This window comes from Photobacterium sagamiensis (assembly GCF_050337085.1).
In the GTDB taxonomy this organism is placed as follows: Bacteria; Pseudomonadota; Gammaproteobacteria; order Enterobacterales; family Vibrionaceae; genus Photobacterium; species Photobacterium sagamiensis.
Window position 1 is genome coordinate 214977 of the sequence record NZ_JAKJSP010000014.1, and the last position, 21387, is coordinate 236363.

The 21387-nt window shown below is 47.8% G+C and carries 15 protein-coding genes; 7 read left to right on the plus strand and 8 right to left on the minus strand.

The window, feature by feature from the left end; genetic code table 11:
- Positions 1-15 precede the first annotated feature (15 nt).
- Positions 16-3051 carry an Ig-like domain-containing protein gene (locus tag L4D76_RS05565; protein WP_428439940.1) on the minus strand — a complete coding sequence of 1012 codons (3036 nt, stop codon included), beginning with the start codon at positions 3049-3051 and terminating at the stop codon, positions 16-18.
- A gap of 688 nt (positions 3052-3739) precedes the next feature.
- Between L4D76_RS05565 and L4D76_RS05570 the strand changes: the two genes are divergently transcribed.
- The 3 genes from L4D76_RS05570 (at position 3740) to L4D76_RS05580 (ending at position 7771) form a co-directional block, all read left to right on the plus strand.
- Positions 3740-5071, plus strand: coding sequence for a sigma-54 dependent transcriptional regulator (locus tag L4D76_RS05570; RefSeq protein ID WP_428439941.1), 1332 nt, complete (start codon positions 3740-3742; stop codon positions 5069-5071).
- A 67-nt stretch (positions 5072-5138) separates the two neighbouring features.
- Positions 5139-5834, plus strand: coding sequence for an SDR family oxidoreductase (locus L4D76_RS05575; protein WP_428439942.1), 696 nt, complete (start codon positions 5139-5141; stop codon positions 5832-5834).
- Between the two features lie 323 nt (positions 5835-6157).
- Complete coding sequence (locus tag L4D76_RS05580; RefSeq protein ID WP_428439943.1) at positions 6158-7771, plus strand: sensor domain-containing diguanylate cyclase; 1614 nt, start codon at positions 6158-6160, stop codon at positions 7769-7771.
- Here L4D76_RS05580 and L4D76_RS05585 read toward each other — a convergent pair.
- The 5 genes from L4D76_RS05585 to L4D76_RS05605 form a co-directional block, all read right to left on the minus strand.
- Positions 7768-9702 (minus strand): DNA topoisomerase III, encoded by a 1935-nt coding sequence (locus tag L4D76_RS05585; RefSeq protein ID WP_428439944.1) that lies wholly within the window; start codon positions 9700-9702, stop codon positions 7768-7770. The genes L4D76_RS05580 and L4D76_RS05585 overlap by 4 nt on opposite strands.
- Positions 9703-9847: 145 nt before the next feature.
- Positions 9848-10942, minus strand: coding sequence for a tRNA 2-selenouridine(34) synthase MnmH (gene mnmH, locus L4D76_RS05590; RefSeq protein ID WP_428439945.1), 1095 nt, complete (start codon positions 10940-10942; stop codon positions 9848-9850).
- Positions 10942-11976: a selenide, water dikinase SelD gene (selD, locus tag L4D76_RS05595; RefSeq protein WP_428439946.1), complete on the minus strand. Its 1035-nt coding sequence runs from the start codon at positions 11974-11976 to the stop codon at positions 10942-10944. The genes mnmH and selD overlap by 1 nt, the downstream gene beginning before the upstream one ends.
- A gap of 113 nt (positions 11977-12089) precedes the next feature.
- On the minus strand, positions 12090-12638 hold the full coding sequence (locus L4D76_RS05600) for an NAD(P)H nitroreductase (protein ID WP_428439947.1): 549 nt from the start codon (positions 12636-12638) through the stop codon (positions 12090-12092).
- Positions 12639-12983: 345 nt separating this feature from the next.
- On the minus strand, positions 12984-14996 hold the full coding sequence (locus tag L4D76_RS05605) for an oxidoreductase (protein WP_428439948.1): 2013 nt from the start codon (positions 14994-14996) through the stop codon (positions 12984-12986).
- Between the two features lie 205 nt (positions 14997-15201).
- Between L4D76_RS05605 and sppA the strand changes: the two genes are divergently transcribed.
- The 3 genes from sppA (at position 15202) to L4D76_RS05620 (ending at position 19015) form a co-directional block, all read left to right on the plus strand.
- On the plus strand, positions 15202-17055 hold the full coding sequence (sppA, locus tag L4D76_RS05610) for a signal peptide peptidase SppA (protein ID WP_428439949.1): 1854 nt from the start codon (positions 15202-15204) through the stop codon (positions 17053-17055).
- Positions 17056-17138: 83 nt separating this feature from the next.
- Positions 17139-18149, plus strand: a complete 1011-nt coding sequence (gene ansA / locus L4D76_RS05615; RefSeq protein ID WP_428439950.1) for an asparaginase — start codon at positions 17139-17141, stop codon at positions 18147-18149.
- Between the two features lie 191 nt (positions 18150-18340).
- Complete coding sequence (locus L4D76_RS05620; RefSeq protein WP_428439951.1) at positions 18341-19015, plus strand: glutathione S-transferase family protein; 675 nt, start codon at positions 18341-18343, stop codon at positions 19013-19015.
- A 119-nt stretch (positions 19016-19134) separates the two neighbouring features.
- On the opposite strand, the gene L4D76_RS05625 is transcribed toward L4D76_RS05620, so the two are convergent.
- Positions 19135-19428, minus strand: a complete 294-nt coding sequence (locus tag L4D76_RS05625; RefSeq protein ID WP_428439962.1) for a YeaC family protein — start codon at positions 19426-19428, stop codon at positions 19135-19137.
- A gap of 343 nt (positions 19429-19771) precedes the next feature.
- On the opposite strand from L4D76_RS05625, the gene L4D76_RS05630 reads away from it, so the two are divergent.
- Positions 19772-20599, plus strand: a complete 828-nt coding sequence (locus L4D76_RS05630) for a DUF2989 domain-containing protein (RefSeq protein WP_428439952.1) — start codon at positions 19772-19774, stop codon at positions 20597-20599.
- 149 nt (positions 20600-20748) lie between these two features.
- On the opposite strand, the gene msrB is transcribed toward L4D76_RS05630, so the two are convergent.
- Positions 20749-21156 (minus strand): peptide-methionine (R)-S-oxide reductase MsrB, encoded by a 408-nt coding sequence (gene msrB / locus L4D76_RS05635; RefSeq protein ID WP_428439963.1) that lies wholly within the window; start codon positions 21154-21156, stop codon positions 20749-20751.
- Positions 21157-21387 lie beyond the last annotated feature (231 nt).

Here is a 21387-nt window from a genome sequence, read left to right on the forward strand (position 1 = left end):
CTGGTGCGAGACTGCTTACTTATTGTTGCCCTTGCCTTTGTTGCCACCGCCGTTGCCGTCTCCGGAACTGGCGAGACTAACACTCACCGTTGCGGTGGCGGTTTTATCACCGTCACTGATGGTATAGCTGAAGCTGTCGCTGCTCTTGAAGCTTTTTGCCGGGGTGTATAGTAGCTGGCCATCAGAGGTGATCTGCACATTGCCCTTGGCCCCCTGACTCACCGCGCTGATGCTCAGGCTGTCGCCATCCGGATCACTGTCATTGGCCAGTACATCAATCAGCAGCGCCTCTTTGGCTGGCAATGTCACACTATCATTCACCGCAACCGGCGCGCTATTGACCGGCGTTTCCGGTGTCGCAACCACATAGCTCGCCATCGCACTGCTGAGCAAGCTGCTATCTGCCGTATTTTGCGCATTGATACCGATGTTATACGTACCATCAGAGGCTGTCGCGGCAGAGGTCACGCTGAGATTAACGGTTGCGCTTTCGCCCGGCGCTAAATTTACGCTGGCATTGCTGCCGCTCCAGCCCGCCGGAACGTCGGCAAATACCGCAAAGTCTGTGACAGCACAATCACTGCTATCCTTGTTGGTTACCGTCGCGCTGTAATTGACCGTGCTGCCGGCAATCACATTACCCGCACTGGCTGACAGTGACAATAGAGGTGCGGCGGCCACACAAGCCGATGCGGGAGCCGCGACAATATAGCTGCCCACTGCACTGCTGTTGTAACTGATGTCTGCAGTGTTAAATGCACTGACGTCAATAGCATATACACCATCAGCGGCGGTGCTCGCCGAAGTGACGCTAAGGTTGACAGATGCTGTGCCGCCAGGTGCCAGGGTGACAGTGCTGCTGTCGGCACTCCAACCTACAGGAACACTGGCTATCACATCAACAACGGCGGCATCACAGCTGCTGCTGTCCTGGCTAGTCACGGTAGCAGTGTAATTGACTATCGTACCAGCCGTAACTTCGCCACTATTGTTAGCAGACAGTGACAACACCGGGTTAGCCAATACACAGGCCGCGACCGGCGTTTCCACCACATAGCTGGCAACAACGCTGCTGTGGTAATTGCTGTCAGCACTGTTTTCTGCGCTGATTGCAATAGCATAAGCGCCATCGGTAGCAGTATCAGCCGAGGTGACATTTAGGGTCATCGTATCGCTGGTACCGGGCTCCAGATTCAGCGTTGAACCCGTTGCCGACCAACCGGCGGGTACATTCGCCAATAAGTTATAATCAGATGCCGCACAACCATTGCTGTCATTGTTGGTTACCGTTGCGCTGTAGCTGACGGTGGTACCCGCAGCAACCCCGGCATTTTCATTTGGTGTCAGTGTGATCTCCGGGCTGCTTGGGGTGCATGCCTGCTCCGAATAGCTGACATGGACGCTTGCCCCAGAGGTATCTGCCCACTCGGTGGTAATGGTCACACCGGCATCCGGGTCAGTGTAACTGCTACCTGCAGCCAGTGCGGCATCGGATAAATCTGAATAGATACTACCCGGAGTCATATCGAGCAGCTGACTGCTCTTCATATCTGACTCGGTAGCCAGACGCAGCACCACACCATCGGTAATGCCACTCATGCCTTCGAGAAAACTGTCGAAACCCAGCGGTTGGCGGTATTCGATGTAGTACCAGAGCGGCTGTCCTGTTGCCGGATCTGTGCCTCGGCGCACCTTTAGCCCCTTGGCCGCGCCGCCTGGTGCTGTTTCATAGGGCTCCAGCTGATAGCTGCCATCGCTGTCGGCGGTGACTATTTCACCGGAGGTCGGGGTCAGCCAGCCAAGATATTCCTTATTAAAGGCATTGAAATGACCCGTAGAACTACCCATGATATCCAGGGTATCGCCATATGAATAGTTGAGACAGTCGCCGCCAATCGTATTCGCGCCGCAATCAAGTGCCTGGGCGTGGCGAAGCCCGAAATTATGGCCCAGTTCATGACCGATAGTGTTCAGGGTAAAAGAGCCGTTGATCCAGGCTCGGGACTGACTTGCGCCAATGGTTCCCATACCTGTCCAGCCACAATTGTTGATTTTTGGGATGATATAGATCAGCCGGCTGTAGCTGCTGGTATCTACCCCATTGTCGGCCGCAGCCTGTTTGGCATAGGTGTCAATGACATCTGTATCACAAACCTCATTAGTGGCTAGAGTGAAATAGCCATTAACATCACCGCTGAGCCAGGTCTGGCCGTTGGAGTTTTCTTTATAGAAATCACTGACCGTGCCGAACACCATCTCTCTGGTTTCTTCGACTGTCCATGGCTGCTGAGCGTTGTCCTGGAAGTTAACCAGCATCACCAGCGTGCGTTGCTCGCCTAAAGTGTTGGCGAATGATGCCGAAGTCGCAGTGGTGTTAGTAGTAGTGGTGTTAGTGGTGCTATCTTGGGCCGCCAGTACCGTCAGGTTGTCCTGCTCGTCGTCTAATGCCAACGAGCCAAGCGTTTCACTGTGGTCTTTAAACTGCCAGCCGCGGGCACGTACCCGCATCCCAGATTGCATCGCATCGGCTTTCGCATTGGTCGGCAGGTGCAGTTCTACCCGGCCGTTTTTGGTTTTCAGCACATGGCGCAGGCGGCTCTTACTGTGATCTTCATAATCTTCATAGAAAACTTCCAGCTCGCCATCAAGCTCTTGTTCTTGTTCCAGCAAAGCCTGAACTTCAGCCGGCATATCACCGCGATCTTTTGCCGCTAGCGCTGCACGCACTGCTGCTGCCGGATCGGTTTGCACCAGTTCGGCCAGCAGCGCCTGGCGCTCTTCAGCCAGCGTCATCATTTGGTTTAGGTAATTGGCTTTATTTGACTTATCAGCACCGCGGTAATCAGCCATCGCCTTGGTCAATGCCTGGGTCTGGTTTTCCGCCTGCTGGCGGTGCTCCTGGCTGGCACTGCCTTGAGCCGCTCCCGGTGCATCAAGCACATCGGCTAATGCAGCGGTAGAAAATGAGTAAGAGGAAAAAGCAATCAGCGCGGTGGCGCACAGCTTGGGGACGGAAAAGATCGATGCCCCACAGGTATTTCTTGATTTCAAATTGTGCCCTCTACAAAGTCAAAATAATTTCGAAAGAACTCGCAAAATGGCTCCCGAACAACCGTGATTTACCGTTTAGCGAGTACTTTTATATCTTGTTAAATCAGCCTTACCGACTGAATTTAAGGTATAAAAATGCACATCAGACCATAAAAAAACAGAACAGTGCGCAAGCACTTACTTCGCCTGCAAACCCAAGCCTTAGCTGCATCAAACGTCGGCATTCTAGCAAAGTGATTTATGTCATGACAAATAGTTGACGGTCAATTTTTGGTCAGGATTTAGAACTTATTTGATTATTTTGCGTTCAGCATTTCAACTTGTTGAAAAATAAAGAGGAAGTAATATGACAAATAATTCAACCGTTATCACATATTCGTTACAATAATACTCACTTTGGTTACATGCCGATTTTCACCCCTGGAGGGTTATAAAGTGACACTTTTTACAGGGTTTGGGTATATAACAAGCAAGCTAAGATTACGACAATTTCTAGCAATCTAACCATCTGATAATATTACATTTAAATAAAGACGACGGTATTTATACATAAGTGGAAAATACTATACTGGGAAATTTAACATTAAAGCCGTAAAACAGATTGTTTCTCAAACCTGAGAGCCTGACTTTCTTTCGGCTTCCTACACTTAAGACAATATCGTTGTTTGTCAGTTGTAAGGGAAATACCGTGAGCAAATCAGACGTTAACAAACAACCTGTTCGCCAATGTGCCCTGTGGGAAGGTAATAAGATGCAGCCAGAAGACCGACAGATTATCCGGGCTCTGGAAACTGCTGGGTGGGTTTTTGTGAGTGCTGAAGATATCTACCAGCACGATCAGGTGAACGTCGGGTTGGTCTGCTTATCTGACGACTGTACTCTGGCGGAACTTATTCCCAAACTGACCACCATTAATCCGCATGTTTACTGGGTAGCCCTCGCCAGCAAAGGTTTTTTTGAACAGCCTGAACACCGAGGGCTGCTGCGCTTCTTGTTCGATTTTCATACCCGCCCGGCCCAATTAGAATGGCTCAATAACGCCCTCGGCCACGCCAGCGGTGTGTCGCACCTGCAACATTCTGCACCCAGTCAGCCCAGTTCGATTCAGTTCAACCGCAGTGCCGCCATGCAAGACATTCTCCAACAAGCCGAGAAAATTGCTATTACCGATGCCAGTGTGCTATTGCTCGGCCCCTCTGGCGCTGGCAAGCAATACCTGTCGCAGTTTATTCACCAGCACTCACTGCGCAGCAAAAAGCCGTTTATTACGGTTAACTGTGCCGGATTAGTGCCTACCCTGGTACAAGATGAGTTGTTTGGCCATGAAAAAGGGGCATTTACCGGAGCCAGCCAGACTCATCGCGGGGCGTTTGAACGAGCCAATGGCGGCACCCTGTTGCTAGATGAAATCGGCGATTTGCCGCTGGAGCAACAAGGTAATTTCCTCCACGTGTTAGAAAGCGGAGAGATCTGCCGTGTGGGTGGCCAGAGATCCCACTCCATCAATGTGCGTATTATCTCGGCAACCAATGTCGATCTGGCGGAAAAAGTCGAGCAAGGGTTGTTCCGTGCCGACCTTTACTATCGCCTCAATGTCATTCAGCTCAGTGTGCCACCACTGAGTGAACGGCCGGAAGATATTCTCTCACTCGCCAATGATTTTATGGGAAAATATTCAGCTAACTGCAAGCCTCCACTACGTTTCAGCCCCCGGGCGGCCCAGGCTTTAAATCACTACCACTGGCCAGGCAATGTGCGCGAATTGGCCAACCGCGTTATGCGCGCCGTGACCCTCTGTGACGGCAGCGTTATTGAGCCCGAACACTTAGACCTGCCTCAGTCAACGCCCCATCACCAAAAAAGTCTTTCCCTGAAACATGCCCGGGAAGAAATTGAACGTCAGGAGATCACCAAGGCCATCAGTCGGCATAACGGTAACATAAGCCGCGCCGCCCACGATCTCGGTATATCCCGCTACACTATTTACCGCCACCTTAAGCAACTGAATATCAATGTGTAAATAACAGCATCGCACTATAATGTTTTTATTATTTTTTTCTGTTTCAGGCTGACAACAAGGAACACTAATGGCAAAAACATTACTAATCACCGGTGCCAACCGCGGTATCGGTCTAGCACTGGTGCAAGCCTACCTGGCTGATGGCTGGCAAGTGCATGCCTGCTGCCGCTCACCTGAAAATGCCACGGAGTTACAACAGCTCAGCGCGAATTATCTCGGGCTTACTCTCCATCCGCTTGATGTTACCGATCACAACGCAATCTCTCAGCTCAGTAATACGCTGCATGATACCAAGCTCGATCTGTTGATCAACAATGCCGGTTATTACGGTCCGAAAGGTTACGGCTTTGGCAATACGGACGTAGCGGAATGGCGTAAGGTGTTTGAAATCAATACCATCGCGCCCCTGAAAATTGCCGAGGCATTCTTCCCGCAAATCAAGGCCGGCATGCCGGGAGTGATCGCTTCAATCTCGTCAAAGGTGGGCAGCATGGCAGAAAACACCAGTGGCGGCGGATACATTTATCGTTCATCAAAGGCGGCTTTAAATTCTGTAGTGAAAAGCCTTTCGAATGATTTACTACCTGAAGGGATTATCTCTGTCGCCCTTCACCCCGGCTGGGTTCAAACTGAAATGGGCGGGCCAAATGCGTTGATAAGTGCACCGAAATCAGCCCATGGCCTAAAGCAGATCATAGATAACTTAACGCCAGATCAAAGTGGTGGATTTTTCAACTTTGATGGTACCCCAATCCCTTGGTAAACAGCATGTGGCTGATGTGTTCTTTGTTAGCATCAGCCGCCAGGCCATTTTCACCGGACTGGTGATCTTTTTGTTTAAATCACCAAGTAAACATTTCCGGATGAAATATTATTTACTAACCAGTCACTTAAACTCAAATCAATCGATAATAACGACTAGCTTCAGCAACAATTTGACTTGCCCCCCTGCACTTATGAGGCTCCTGTCGCAAATTTATAAATGCGAACCACATTTCACATAAAACTGTGGCTTCCATGCTAAATTTATTCTCTCTAATCGTTAAAAATACATTTTATAAAAATAAATAGTATGGAAGACAGACGTTGGCCAGTCATAAACAGTTAAGTATTTTCTATCAGCGGATTATTGAACAATGGGGTAATGCCCATGGGCTTCGTACTATTTGTGAATTAACATGCCGTAATTTCAGCGAAAGTTTTGGTGTGATACACAGCCAGCTCTTTGTCGCTTATAAGTCGACATGGAAAACCTTGCTGGATATGGATCATGAAGGGATTCACTACCAGTTTCCTCCCATTGACGTTGTCGGCGAGAATCGTATTCCCTTTGATCACGTCACTAAGGCCATCACTACCCACAGGCCGCAATATACCGTCCATGACAACATTAAACGTTTATGGTTACCGCTGGAACGCCGCTCAAGTATCATCGGTTGTTTAATTGTCGATCTTCCCTCCGAGACACAGCATGCATGTGAGGATTTTTCGCTGTTAGCGACTCTGCTTGCCTCTGAACTCGATGCGGGCTTACTCAGCCAGACAATTAAAGATGAGCATTTGGGACGCCGTTCAGCTGAGCGGGAATTACAAATCAGCCAGCATGAACAACAAGCCCTGTTAAATCAACTTCAGGCCTTGCATGACATATCCTTCAAGTTATGGCGCGCTGATTCAATGAATAGCATGCTATTTACCGCGGTAGAAAAAGGGAAAAAGGAATTACACCTCGATCGTATGGCCATTTTTCTATTCGCAAAGAACCAGCGTATGCGCGGGACTTATGGCACTGACATTCATGGTAATACTGTCGATGAGCATTATTTTGAGTCTGAAATCCCCGATCTGTGGTTTACCGCCCATACCGTGAAAAATGAGGAATACCTTGCGATTGAGAACAATACGCCTTTGTACCATGATCTGAAACAGGTCGGCTTTGGCTGGAGTGCCTATATCTCACTGTGGGATGAAGATACGCCTGTCGGTTGGATTGCTTGCGATAACCTGCTGACAGGCATGCCACTGCATGATTACCATCACTACCTGCTCAAACAGTTTGGCTTTATTATCTCGCAGCATATTGTGCGCCGCCAGGCAGAAGAAAACCTGATCAATCTGAACAAAGAGCTGGAACAACGTGTCACGGAGCGAACCGCCGAGCTGGAGCGGGTAAACACCAGGCTCGAAAAAATTTCCAAACTCGATCCCCTGACAGAAGTCTATAATCGCAGGGTTTTTGACCAGAAGATTATGGAAGAATGGCATAGGGCAGAACGCCACCAACTGCCATTTTCCTTGCTAATCATGGATGTCGACCACTTTAAAATGTATAACGACCAATATGGTCATGCTGCCGGTGATCAGTGCTTAAAAATCATCGCTACCACACTGTCGAAGCTTGAGCGACGGGCGGGGTCACTCTTTGCCCGCTATGGTGGCGAAGAGTTTGTGCTGCTGTTACCCGGCCAAGATCATAGTGCCGCAATTTTCGCAGCTAAACGCGCCTTATCTGGAGTACAAAAACTACAGTTGCCAAGGCAGTACGGCGTCGATAACGCCCCCGACATTGTCACCATCAGCATTGGTGTCAGTACCATGATCCCGTCGATACACGGCTCACCCGATGAGTTCTTCAAGCGGGTCGACATGGCACTCTATGAGGCTAAATCACAAGGCCGGAACCGTTACTGCGTGATTTAGCTTTTCTTTCGCTTGGTATACCGCCGCTTTTTACCCGTTTGTCTCGGCTCGGGTGATTTCAATTCACGTAAGCTAACGGGTACTTCACTGTACTTTACTTTATCCATCAGCTGATGCACTTGCTGCTGTAAAGCGTCCATAAACGGTTGATAGGCGCATTTTTTATCCGCCATGTCTTGCAACTGGTGCTCCCAATGAGCCGTCATATCCGGATAAGTTGCTTCATCTGGCAAGGCGTACACCAGCCCTCTTCCCGCTTCTGTCGCATGAATGTTCTTAGCCTGCCGTTTCAGCAACTGTCGTTTAAACAAAAGCTCTAATATACCTGCACGCGTCGCTTCAGTACCCAGGCCATCGGTATCTCGCAGAATTTTTTTCAGCGAAGTATCCGAGACGAACCGGGCGATCCCCGTCATCGCCTGCAGCAATGTCGCTTCAGTAAAGGCTTTCGGTGGCTCGGTCATTTTGTCTTTGATCTCGCCATTCCGGCAGGTTAACACCGTACCTTTTTCAAGTGGCGGCACTTTATCAGCCAATCCCTTATCAGCCTGATCATTGGCAGAATCATCCCGTCCCAGTAACGCACGCCATCCACCGCTCATCAACTGGCGACCACGGGCAATAAAATGTCCCTGAGCAATAGTAAAGACTAACTTCGCTTCGGCATAAACAGCCGCCGGATAAAATTGCATCAAATACTGACGGGCAATCAACTGGTAGACTTTGCTTTCACTGGCACTCAATATGCCGGAACTAATCTTCTTTGGTGTCGGAATAATCGCATGGTGAGCATCGACTTTTTTATCATTCCAGGCTTTTGATTTCAGTGACAGATTTGCCCCTTCGCCCGCCTTGGCTAACTCACCGGCATTACCGACAATCGCCTGACAGACATCTCCGGCCTGCTTAAAATGCTCATTTGGCAGATAGCGGCTATCAGAACGAGGGTAAGTGATCACTTTGTGTTTTTCATACAGAGACTGACAGTTAGTCAGTACATCAGCCGCACTCATACCGAAACGCTTTGCAGCATCGATCTGTAACGCCGACAAGGAATACGGCAATGGCGGTGCCTGCCGGGTTTCCTTTCGCTCCGCTTCAGTGACTTCGGCTGGTTGGCCTTTGATTCGCTTAACCACGTTTTCACACAGCTGGCGATTGAGCACTCGCCCGTCTTCATCTTGCCAGGGCTGACAGGCTTCACTGGGCTTCCAACGCGCTCGAATTTCCATATCCTGATATGGAATTAAGGCAAAGACTTCGTAAAATGGCTTAGGCTTAAAATTCGCAATCTCATCATCACGACGAGTGACTAAGCCTAATATTGGCGTTTGGACTCGACCAACAGACAAGACGCCACGATATCCCCCTTTTTGCCCAAGCAACGTATACGCCCGGGTCATATTCATTCCGTACATCCAGTCGGCACGTGATCGCGCTAAAGCTGAAACCGATAACGGAATAAAATCGCGGTTACTGCGCATTGTTGCCAATGCGCGCTTGACTGCGGCAGGGTTTAAATCTGAAATCAGCAAACGCTGGATCTCGGCTTTTTTCCTGGCCGGTAATTTCACATGATCGATAACTTCATCGACCAGCAGCTGTCCTTCCCTGTCGGGATCCCCCGCATGCACAACTTCCGTGGCCTGCTTCACTAATTTACGAATAACCGCCAATTGCTGCTTTGCTGACTTTCTTGCTACAAGCTGCCATTGCTCGGGAATAATCGGTAAATCCGCCATATTCCATTTTTTATATTTTTCATCATAGGCGTCCGGCTCTACTTGTTCGAGCAAGTGACCGATACACCATGTCACAATATCCCCGTTCCCCGTTTCAATGTAACCATTGTTATTTTTATGAGGGCGAGGCAAAACCGCGGCAATAGCACGGCCCAAACTGGGCTTTTCAGCAATATAAAGACGAGTCATCCGGTTAATCGGGTTAGTGTTATTTGAAGGAAACTTTATAGAAAGAACGGGATGAGGACAAGAAGTTACTGGATAAAAAAACAGTACCCAAAGAGGTGAGGAGCGAATTTCGAGATACCAGGGCCTCGAAACTCGCGACTAGAAACTAGGAACTATGCTCGATCAACCACGCTTTGACCTCATCGAAGTCACCGCGAAATACTATCCGATCAGCTTTTTTACTGAGCTGATAGGTGTACATCGGATCGTAATACTCTTCGAGCAAAGGTCTCAACCAGGCATCATGCCCGGCAAGGGAGCCGTTATTCTGCTGAGTTTGGACTGCGAGCTGTTGTGCTGCCAGCAATTCTTCATAACGCTGCAGGCCCAGTCGCTTACGAATACCGTACATCCCTTTTTCAAGATAATCAGCAAACATCTGCCAGCCATGCTCTTCACCATGGAGAGCCACAAAATCACGCTGCATGCGTACTACGTAATCATCTAATAAACGCTCGAGACGAATATCAAGCGGATCATCGACTATGGCGACTTTTGCGGTTTGCATCGCCGCATTGATCGATAAAGGTACACTGGTCGAGCCAATCGCCCGTCCTTCATCTTCAAACACAAATTGCTCACACCCTGACGCTTGTTTTCTCAGCATTTCAACGGCCAGCGCATTTTCAAAATCAATTTGTGTTCGCTGTGCGGTAACATAACGCCCGAAAGATGAGCCACGGTGATTCGCCGCCCCTTCCAGATCGATACCATTGGCAAGCTGATTCACCATGATAGTTTTACCACAGCCGGTATTCCCGCCGATCAAGGTCATTGGTTGCTGAGCCACCTGATCTATCGTATCGAGAAGGAAACGGCGCAGCGCTTTATAGCCACCGACAATCATCGGGTAATCAATACCCGCTTCTTTCAGCCATTGCTGAGTAATACGCGAACGCAAGCCACCACGGAAGCAATACAGATAACCCGTCGGGTTGGCGTCACAAAACGCTTTCCACTGTGCGACACGCCTGGCTTTCTCATCACCATTCACTAACTGATGACCTAAAGCAATTGCAGCTTCCTGACCATGTTTTTTGTAGCAAGTACCAACCGCAGTCCGCTCATCATCCGACATCAATGGATTGTTGATCGAGGTTGGAAATGCACCTTGAGTAAACTCTATCGGTGCACGCATATCCATCAACGGCGTGCCATTGACAAACAGTTGGCGGTAATCTTCACAATTTGGGCGTGACATTAACAAATCTCAACCAGGGTTTCGCCATCTTGTGGCAGTAGTTCACCAATGGCTTGTAGCTCAATACCATGTTTTTCAGCCACTTCCTGAACCTGATGTTCCGCATCCGCGGTTACAGCCAGTAATAAACCGCCAGAAGTTTGTGGGTCGCACAATAGTGCTTTCTGCTTATCCGTTAGTGCACCAATCTTACTGCCATAACTTGCATAGTTACGCTCTGTACCACCCGGCACACAATTTTGATCGATATAGTCAAAAACACCAGGCAAGTGAGGTACGCTATCAAACCATACATTTGCCTTAACCTGACTGCCTTCACAGATCTCGCTCAAATGCCCCAGCAGACCAAAGCCGGTGACATCTGTCATCGCTTTTACGCCTTCAACATTGGCAAAATCAGCACCAGGGATATTCAGTTTACACATCCAGTCGCGGGCCAGGCCGTGGTGCTCATCGGCAAGCTTGGATTTTTTTTCTGCCGTTGTTAATACACCAATCCCTAACGGCTTGGTTAAAAATAGTTTACAGCCCGCTTCAGCGCGGTTGTTACGCTTAACCCGGTCAGTATCGACAATACCGGTTACCGCCAGACCGAAAATAGGCTCAGGCGCATCAATCGAGTGACCACCGGCCAGGGAGATCCCCGCTTCACGGCAGACTGAACGACCGCCTTCAATGACTTGTTGGGCAATTTCAGGATCCAGTACATTGACAGGCCAGCCAAGGATCGCAATCGCCATAATCGGCTTACCGCCCATGGCATAGATGTCACTGATCGCATTGGTTGCGGCAATGCGGCCAAAATCATACGGATCATCGACGATTGGCATGAAGAAATCTGTCGTACTGACCACTGCCGTGCCATTTCCTAAATCATAAACGGCTGCATCATCTTTACTTTCATTACCGACCAGCAGGTTAGGATCGGCAAACGGTGCTAACTGAGTTTGGAGAATAGTATCAAGAACTTGAGGAGAAATTTTACAACCACATCCTGCACCGTGGCTGTATTGAGTAAGACGAACGTTTTCCATGACACACTCCGGAATAACAAAGAGAGCCAAGGATTCTACTCCTGCGAACCAGATGTGTCACCCTAACCTGCGAATGTTGATTATAAAAATCAAATTAGCGAGAAAAGGTAAGGCTACAAATATTCGACAAATTGTGCGATATCGCGTTCATGTACTTTCGCCTCACGACAGGCTGGCGAGCCCATATAGAGGAAGCCGACAATTAAATCATTGCCTGTCACACCCAAAGCTTCACGCACGACCGGATGGTAAGCCCATTTGCCCGTTCGCCAGAAACCGGAGAAGCCTTGCGCTACCGCAGCCATTTGCATCGCTTGCACTGCACACCCTGCCGATAAATGCTGTTCGATAACCGGTACTTTTTCATGCTCGGTGACTTTAGCCACCACAGTGATCACCATCGGGGCACGGAACGGCGATTTGCCTGCTTTTTCGATCACGGTGTCATCGGCACCATCCGCTTTTGCGGCCTCGACCAGAATATTGGCTAATTTTTGCAGCCCTTCACCTTGCGATACGATAAAGCGCCATGGGGTTAAACCAGCATGATCCGGTGCTCGCAGCCCAGCCCGAAAGATATTATTTAACGTATCACCCTGTGGAACCGGCTCCATCAGTTTTGGCAATGAACGTCGATTTAACAAAAGCGCTAGCGCATCCATGGCGACCTCAAATACAAATGATTATTATTTTTAATATATCACAAAAATGATGGCGAAAAACCATGGGGGTTCTGGGGTTGCTAGAACCTAGTACCTAGTACCTAGTACATTTTCACATAAATTATGAATAGTTGAAGTTCCTAAACATGTCATCCCGGAATCGAGGTACGAGATATCCGGGATCCAGTTCTACCGTGTGCGCCTTAGATTCCGTATAAGTTCGTTCCTCACTTTACGGAATGACGACGTTTGGTGGCTGAACTCATCAAAACTTCTGTGATGAAGTACTAGAACCTAGACACTAGACACTAGACACTAGAATCTAGAGCCTAGGTCTTATGCCTGTTACAACTTCGCAGCTAACTCAACCGCTTGGCGGATCACCCGATTAGCGTCCACCTCACCTGCGACTTCTGCACCGCCAATCACATGAACATTCACATTCATGGCCTTGAGACCCTCAGATAACTGCTCAACAGAGGTCTGTCCCGCACACAGCACGATATTATCAACATCAAGAATGCGCGGTTGGCCTTCAACGGTAATATGCAACCCCTGCTCATCAATTTTGTCGTAGCTGACACCACCAAGCAGTTCAACACCGCGTTTTTCCAGCACACGTTTATGGATCCAGCCTGTTGTTCTACCCGGCCCTTTACCGACCTTGCCAGGTTTACGCTGCATCAACCACACCTGGCGATGGCTCATATGCTGCTTAAAGGGATACAACCCACCCGCATGTTCAATGGTTTTATCAATCCCCCACTCTTTGAGCCAGCTATCTAAATCATGATGGTCGGGTTCAGTTAGCATGGTGGAAACATCTACCCCGATCCCTCCCGCACCAATAACGGCGACTTTCTGGCCCAGCTGAACCTTATCTCGGATCAGTGTCTGGTAATCAATCACCTTGTCGCTCTCGACACCCGGAATATTCGGCAGACGCGGTTTCACCCCAGTGGCAACAACCACTTCGTCATAGCCTTTCAATTCATCCGCTTCGACCGCATGCCCCAGTGTCACATTCACGCCTGTCTGTTCTAAACGACGAGTGAAGTAACGAATGGTCTCTTTAAATTCTTCTTTCCCGGGGATTTGCATCGCCAGATTAAACTGGCCGCCGACGTATTCATTCTTATCAAACAAATCGACGTCAAAACCACGTTCTGCAGCCGCAGTCGCGCAGGCTAAGCCCGCAGGCCCCGCCCCGACCACCGCCACTTTTCGCTTATTGGCCGCAGGCGTCAATACCAGCTCTGTCTCATAACAAGCTTGCGGGTTGACTAAGCAACTCGCACGCTTACCGGCAAACACCTGATCCAGACAGGCCTGATTACAGCCAATACAGGTGTTGATATCATCCGCTCGGTCTTGCTCTGCTTTGACAACAAAATCCGGATCAGCAAGGAACGGACGAGCCATCGAAACCATGTCGGCCTGATCTGACGCTAAAATATCTTCGGCAACTTGCGGGGTATTAATACGGTTAGTGGTAACTAATGGAATATTGACTTCACTTTTCATTTTTTCCGTTACCCAGGTAAAAGCGGCCCGTGGAACTTGCGTCGCAATCGTCGGTACGCGGGCCTCATGCCAGCCAATCCCCGTATTAAGAATGGTCACTCCCGCTTTTTCTAATTCTTTTGCAAGTTTGACGACTTCTTCCTGGGTACTACCCTGCTCGACCAGATCCAGCATAGACAAACGGAAGATGATGATGAAATCACGTCCGGCGCGCTTACGTACCGCTTCAACCAGCGCTATCGGGAAGCGAATACGATTTTCATAGCTACCGCCCCATTCATCATAACGATGATTAGAGCGCTTACAGATAAACTGGTTTATCAGGTACCCTTCAGATCCCATTAATTCCACACCGTCATAACCGGCTTCACGGGCAAGTTCAGCGCTTTTCGCAAAGGCTTCGATCGTTTTATGGATCTGTCGAGAGCTCATTGCACTCGGGGTAAATTTGGAGATTGGTGATCGAATCGCCGAAGCACTTACCGCAAAAGGGTGCAGCGCATAACGGCCCGCGTGAAGAAGCTGCAACGCAATTTTGCCGCCTTCTTCGTGAACCGCATCTGTGATCACGCGATGGGCACGTGCTGCACGAGCAGAGCTGAACTGCGCACTGAGCGGGTGCAGACGACCACGAAAGTTAGGTGAAAAACCACCTGTCACAATCAGCCCAACACCACCTCGGGCACGAGCAGCATAGAATGCCGACAATTTCTTAAAGCCGTCACGAGACTCTTCAAGGCCTGTGTGCATCGAACCCATTAGCACTCGGTTACGTAACTCAGTGAAACCAAGATCTAAGGGCGCTAACAAATGAGGGTAAGATTTATCGTCCATGGCTTCCATTCTTTTTTGATTATGGTCTGACCAGTATATTGCACAAGAGTAACTTTTTTCAAACATTTGTTTACATTAATACAACATTTTATAATTTGAATCGGTTCTTCGGGTACCGAGTGAAAGCGCTATGAGTGGATTAGTTACTGAAATTCCATGTTGAGTAAGTTACGATAAGGAATAAGAATCATCATCAGGAACGTTCATGAAAGTGATATTCAAAGGCATTGGAAAAATATTCCAAGCTATCTGGAAACTGATCAGTTTCACCCGACAATTTATTCTCAATCTTTTCTTCTTAATAATTGTGGGTGCAATTATTTTTGCGCTAAGCCAGGATAGCCAAGAGCCTGAATTACCTGAAGAAGCCGCATTGGTCCTGGATTTATCAGGCCCAATCGTTGAACAGCGCAGCTATATCAATCCAATCGATAGCATTGCCAGTAATGTATTAGGGCAACAGCCTGTACAGGAAAATGTACTGTTCGACATTGTGGAAACAATACGGACAGCTGCCACTGACAAGAGTATTACCGGATTAGTGCTGAACCTCAAAGGCATGGCAGGTACAAACCTGACCAAATTGCGTTACATCGCCAAGGCCATTAATCAGTTCAAAGATGCCGGAAAACCGGTTTATGCGTTTGGTGATAACTTCAGCCAGAGCCAATACTATCTCGCCAGCTACGCCGATAAGGTTTCCATGTCACCAGATGGTGGCGTGATGCTAACAGGCTATGGCAGCTACACCCTTTATTACAAAAGCCTGTTAGACAAACTAGACGTTAATACCCACGTCTTTCGCGTTGGTACTTACAAGTCTTTCGTTGAACCTTATACTCGTGATGACATGTCACCAGCGGCTCGTGAAGCCAATACCGTCTGGTTGAATCAATTATGGTCAGCCTATACCGGTGATGTGGCACTAAACCGCAACATTGAAGCCGCTTCGTTAACCCCGGATCTAGATAGCTTTGTCGAGCAACTCAAAGCCGTTAAAGGTGATTTTGCTCAGCTAACACTCAATATGGGCTTAGTGGACGAACTCATTTCTCGTCCTCAACTTCGCCAGAAAATGATTGATAAATTTGGCAGTGACGGTGACAGCAGCTTTAATCAAATCAGCTACTATGACTACCAGCCAACAGTGGTCAAAATGGATTTACCAAGTCCAAACCAGATCGCCGTTATTGTCGCCAGCGGTGCAATCATCGATGGTACGCAGCGCCAAGGCACCGTAGGTGGTGATTCAACCGCAAGCCTGCTGCGCGAAGCGCGATTAAATGATGATGTAAAAGCGGTCATTCTACGGGTCGACAGCCCTGGCGGCAGTGCTTTTGCTTCCGAAGTGATCCGTAATGAAGTCGATGCACTGAAGCAGGCCGGTAAACCTGTTGTAGTTTCCATGTCGAGCCTGGCTGCATCAGGCGGCTACTGGATTTCATCAAGTGCCAATAAGATCATCGCTCAGCCAACAACCATCACCGGTTCTATCGGTATTTTTGCCATCTTAACCACCTTTGAAAAAGGACTGGAGAAAATGGGCATCTATAGTGACGGTGTAGGGACAACACCATTCTCTGGTGTGGGCGTTACTCGCGAATTACCGGAAGGTGTCGCACAGGTTTTCCAGCTTGGTGTCGAGCATGGCTATCAGCGCTTTATCGGCTTAGTCAGCCAGTATCGGAACATGTCGCTTGAGCAAGCAGATAAAATCGCTCAGGGCCGGGTATGGACCGGTCACGATGCACTGAAGTTGGGCCTGGTCGATCAATTGGGTGATTTTGACGATGCCATTATCGCAGCAACAGAGCTGGCGAAACTTGAGAGTTATGAAATAAACTGGATGGAAGAGCCTCTTAGCCCGGCAGAGCAATTTATGCAGGAATTCGTTGGTGAAGTAAGCACTAAGATCGCCACGATGGTATTGGGGCAGCTGCCTGGTGCGGTACAACCCGTCACTCAGCAAGTTGTAACCGATCTCACCACATTGAATAACTTCAACGACCCAAAAGGGCAGTATGCCTTCTGCCTGAACTGCATCAATAACGAAAAGTGAGATCAGCCCGGCAATGCCGGGCTTTTTTAAATGGGCGTTAACCGTATAATGCGCCCACCAAACCGATAAGTCTGTGCCTAAATATGGAAAGAAAACACATTTACATTGCTTACACCGGCGGAACCATTGGTATGCAGAAATCAGACCATGGTTATGTTCCCGTTGCTGGCTTTATGGATAAGCAGCTGGAAAGCATGCCGGAATTCCATCGTACAGAAATGCCTAAATTCACGATCCATGAGTACGAGCCTCTTATCGACTCTTCGGATATGACGCCAGCGGATTGGCAGCGCATTGCTGATGATATAAAAGCAAACTACGACAAGTATGACGGTTTCGTCATTTTGCATGGTACGGACACCATGGCTTACACTGCTTCTGCTTTGTCGTTTATGCTTGAAAACCTTGATAAACCAGTGATTGTGACCGGCTCACAAATTCCGCTGGCAGAACTGCGTTCAGACGGTCAAAGTAACCTGTTGAACTCACTCCACATTGCGGCAAATTATCCGATCAATGAAGTGACGCTATTCTTCAACAACCAATTGATCCGTGGAAACCGAAGTACTAAAGCCCATGCTGACGGTTTTGGCGCCTTCATTTCACCCAACCTGCCACCACTGCTGGAAGCGGGTATCAACATCAAGTTGAACAATGTTGAATTAGACAAAAAACCGGAAGGTAAATTTAAGGTACACACAATCACACCACAACCCATTGGGGTGATTACAATGTACCCGGGCATTTCACCAAAAGTGATCCGAAACACTTTGCGCCAACCAGTTAATGCCATGATTTTATTAACTTTTGGCGTGGGTAACGCACCACAAAATCCAGAACTGCTTGAACAGCTTAAAGAAGCAACAGAGCGCGGGGTGATCGTGATGAACCTGACGCAATGCCTGTCAGGCAAGGTGAATATGGGCGGTTACGCAACTGGCTGTGCACTGGCTGATGCGGGCGTTATCAGTGGTTACGATATGACACCTGAAGCCGCGTTGGCAAAGTTACACTTCCTGTTAAGCCAGAACCTGCCGCTGGAAACGCTTCGTAGTAAAATGCAGCAAGATCTGCGTGGTGAGTTAACTCTCTAATCACATCGTCAGCTAACAACTGAAAAATCATCATAAAAGAGCCGAATTTAATTCGGCTCTTTTTTTACGGCTACACTTATACCAATCGCACTTATACCAATCACACTTACACCTATCACATAGAGAGCAAACGGATTAGTGTGTTGGAATAAATACAGTTTTATTGGTCAGAACTAGCCAGAGACACGCTTATGATTTTACACGGTGCATCTATCTCTCCATTTGTCAGAAAGATCATGCTGGCACTCACCTATAAAGGGATGACCTATGATTTACAGCCGCTCAACCCCTATTTAGAAAAAGAGCTGGCACAAAAACGCCATCCGATGGGAAAAGTGCCAGTGTTGGAACACAATGGCCACAGCATTATGGACTCAACGGTCATCGCTCATTATCTGGATGATATCTGTCCAGTCCCCCCTCTCTATCCAGGCACGGCGGAGCACCGAGCCAAGATCCGCTGGTTAGAAGAATATGCCGATACCAGGCTAACGTCTCTGGTCAGTGGGGTGCTGTTTTATCAGAAGATCATGCGGGGTAAAATGCTCAATAAAGACGTTGATCACGATGCCATCGATCAATGCATGCATCATCACCTGCCTCTGGTACTGCAATATCTGGAAGAGCAAATACCAGAACAAGGATATATTACAGACCACTTTTCTATGGCGGAAATCAGTCTGTGGAGCATTCTGCGAAATGGCTGGATGGCAGGGTTAAGGCTTGCTCCTCATTACCCCAAACTACATGCCTATATCACGGCAATAGAGCAAGAGCCTTGGATCGCTAATTTAATCAGCGAAGAAGATCATGAACTCAGCAGTTTTTATTGCGAACCCATGATCTTTAATAACTATGATCATTAATAACAACTAGGCGTAACGGACTTAACTTGCGAGTTGTCTCATTATGGCGATAATTGCTATGTTTCACGAGAGCGGTATCTTGCATAGCTATATCCGGCAATAGCTATGCCTCATCGTAGCTACATGTCACCATGACTAAAACGGGCGATATCATCTTGAGCGGATCCTTCGCCCGCAAAATCACGTTTTAGCTCCGCTTTAGACTTGAATTTAATTTCTCCACCGGCTTCGACCGACATATGTTCGGCATTCGTATTATGACGAGATTGGAATAACATCACCGCTTGAAGCGCCGAATCTCTTTGCTCCGTTGTTAAAGGGGTACCATCAGGCCATTTGCCGATTTCCACTGCCGTTAAGATGCGCCGGTAAACATCAGGCGTCATTGCTTCTAATAATTGTTTTACATCCATTTTTCGGCTCCAGTGCACGATAGTATCAATGCGTTTATGATTACGATCATATGTATTGCTCAATACAAAACCCATTACTCATCACAGTTTCCACATCATTTTTCTTAATAGTGCATCGTTTCTTTAAGTTTTGTACCATTCATACCGCTAACCTTAATAGCAGACTGATGACAGTCAAGTAAGAGCCACAAATTTGCTTTCGTGATCACATGTCACATACAGTACTAACGATTTCCATCGCTATTAATGTGCTTTTTATCTCTAACAACATCAAGCATTCAATAGTAATCTGTAATAGTCGCTTTTTACCTAGACCTTAACCCGCTGACGAGTTCGATACTTTATGTACCCCATTAACCTATTTTCTGGTTATCTAAAACTGACATTACTGACAGTCACTGTGATAGCTCTCAGCGGCTGTTATGAGCGCCACCGCACCACAGACAGTCTGTGTGAAGCTTACCCCTCGCTCTGTGCCGAACTGAATGTCAATGATGGCCAATGCAAGATCCAGCGTACCAACCTGATATGGCAACGCTATAATGTGTTGAAAAGTTCAGCTGATACAGCGAAATTCAAAGAGTTAAAACTCACCTATAAATACCAGATATGTCTCGAGTATGCCGCGCGCATAGAGCCAACAGAATTGAAAGAACGCAAATCACGCCGCATGAGCGCACTGATCCATAGCTATGATTCCATTAAACGTCTGAATCAGGAATTGGCTAGCTCTGAAGATCCAAAGATCATCTACTATCGCTGGAGTCAGGGAGATAAAAAAGCACTTCGTCAATTTTTGCTGCTCGAAGGCAGCGCTAAGCTCGAAACGCCGGAACTTCAGCTCGCACTGGCAACCTACTACACCGGCAAAGATAAAGAGAAGACATTACAGATACTGTCTCATGCCCTTGAGCTGTACAAAGAGAACCAGCCGATAAAGCCTGAGATTATTCTGAGCCTGGCAACAATATCGCATCAGCAGGGATTGGCTCATCATGCTTATATATGGGCAACAGTAGGGGGAGAGTTTAACCTGCCAGTCGTCAAGCCTGAAACACTTGCAGCCTTATATCCTATGGAAGATGCTGAGCGCGAAGCTTTGAATATTCAAGCTAAGAAAATCACCAAAGCACTCGAGAAAGGTGAGTTTACGGCTGATATGGTGAAATAAAACCACAAATAGGTCAGTTAATCACTCACATACTTTTCATTACAAGCTCAATATTCTGGCGAGGCCCCGATACCAAGACAGAAGTGGTCATGGACGTTGGTATGAAACTAAAAAGGACACCGTCGTCCTTTTTAGTCTCAGCCAGAGAATTAATCGTCAGCCTTAAACATTAGAGAAACTGAGTTTATACAATATCTTTCACCAGTTGTTTTTGGACCGTCCGGAAAAACATGCCCCAGGTGGCTATCACAATTTGCACAGCGAATTTCAATACGATGCATGCCATGGCTGTTATCCTCAATATACCTGACGGCCTTACCGTTCACTGGCGCATCAAAACTAGGCCAGCCACAGCCTGAGTCATACTTGTTGTCTGAAAGAAACAAGGGCTGATCACAACAAGTACAACGATAAATTCCAGTATCACGATTATGAAGCAAGGTGCCAGAAAACGGCGCTTCTGTCCCCCTTTCACGACAAATTTTATACTGTTCTTCTGTTAAATTTTTTCGCCAATAAGCATCTGTTTTGTCAGTCATTTTCGAACCTGCTTTCATTCCTTTCAATTCAATTTGGCATTTAAGGTTGCCAATTATCACAACTGTAGCACATACTTTCTGCTTTAAAGATTCGTTTACTTACCTAATTCAGTTTATCTGTTTTGGGTATCCATATTAAAAGTTAACAACTACTCTTGCGGATAATTGAACAAATCATGTTCAAATTACCGTCGTTGTAGAGGGAATGTAAAAAAAATCCGAACATTTTTTTGACCTTAAGCAATTTAA

Excerpts from the sequence above, each read along its gene's own strand:
- L4D76_RS05575 (WP_428439942.1), top strand. The coding sequence starts at position 5,139 with ATGGCAAAAACATTACTAATCACCGGTGCCAACCGCGGTATCGGTCTA.
- L4D76_RS05585 (WP_428439944.1), bottom strand. The coding sequence starts at position 9,702 with ATGACTCGTCTTTATATTGCTGAAAAGCCCAGTTTGGGCCGTGCTATT.
- mnmH (WP_428439945.1), bottom strand. The coding sequence starts at position 10,942 with ATGTCACGCCCAAATTGTGAAGATTACCGCCAACTGTTTGTCAATGGC.
- selD (WP_428439946.1), bottom strand. The coding sequence starts at position 11,976 with ATGGAAAACGTTCGTCTTACTCAATACAGCCACGGTGCAGGATGTGGT.
- L4D76_RS05600 (WP_428439947.1), bottom strand. The coding sequence starts at position 12,638 with ATGGATGCGCTAGCGCTTTTGTTAAATCGACGTTCATTGCCAAAACTG.
- L4D76_RS05605 (WP_428439948.1), bottom strand. The coding sequence starts at position 14,996 with ATGGACGATAAATCTTACCCTCATTTGTTAGCGCCCTTAGATCTTGGT.
- sppA (WP_428439949.1), top strand. The coding sequence starts at position 15,202 with ATGAAAGTGATATTCAAAGGCATTGGAAAAATATTCCAAGCTATCTGG.
- ansA (WP_428439950.1), top strand. The coding sequence starts at position 17,139 with ATGGAAAGAAAACACATTTACATTGCTTACACCGGCGGAACCATTGGT.
- L4D76_RS05620 (WP_428439951.1), top strand. The coding sequence starts at position 18,341 with ATGATTTTACACGGTGCATCTATCTCTCCATTTGTCAGAAAGATCATG.
- L4D76_RS05625 (WP_428439962.1), bottom strand. The coding sequence starts at position 19,428 with ATGGATGTAAAACAATTATTAGAAGCAATGACGCCTGATGTTTACCGG.
- L4D76_RS05630 (WP_428439952.1), top strand. The coding sequence starts at position 19,772 with ATGTACCCCATTAACCTATTTTCTGGTTATCTAAAACTGACATTACTG.
- msrB (WP_428439963.1), bottom strand. The coding sequence starts at position 21,156 with ATGAAAGCAGGTTCGAAAATGACTGACAAAACAGATGCTTATTGGCGA.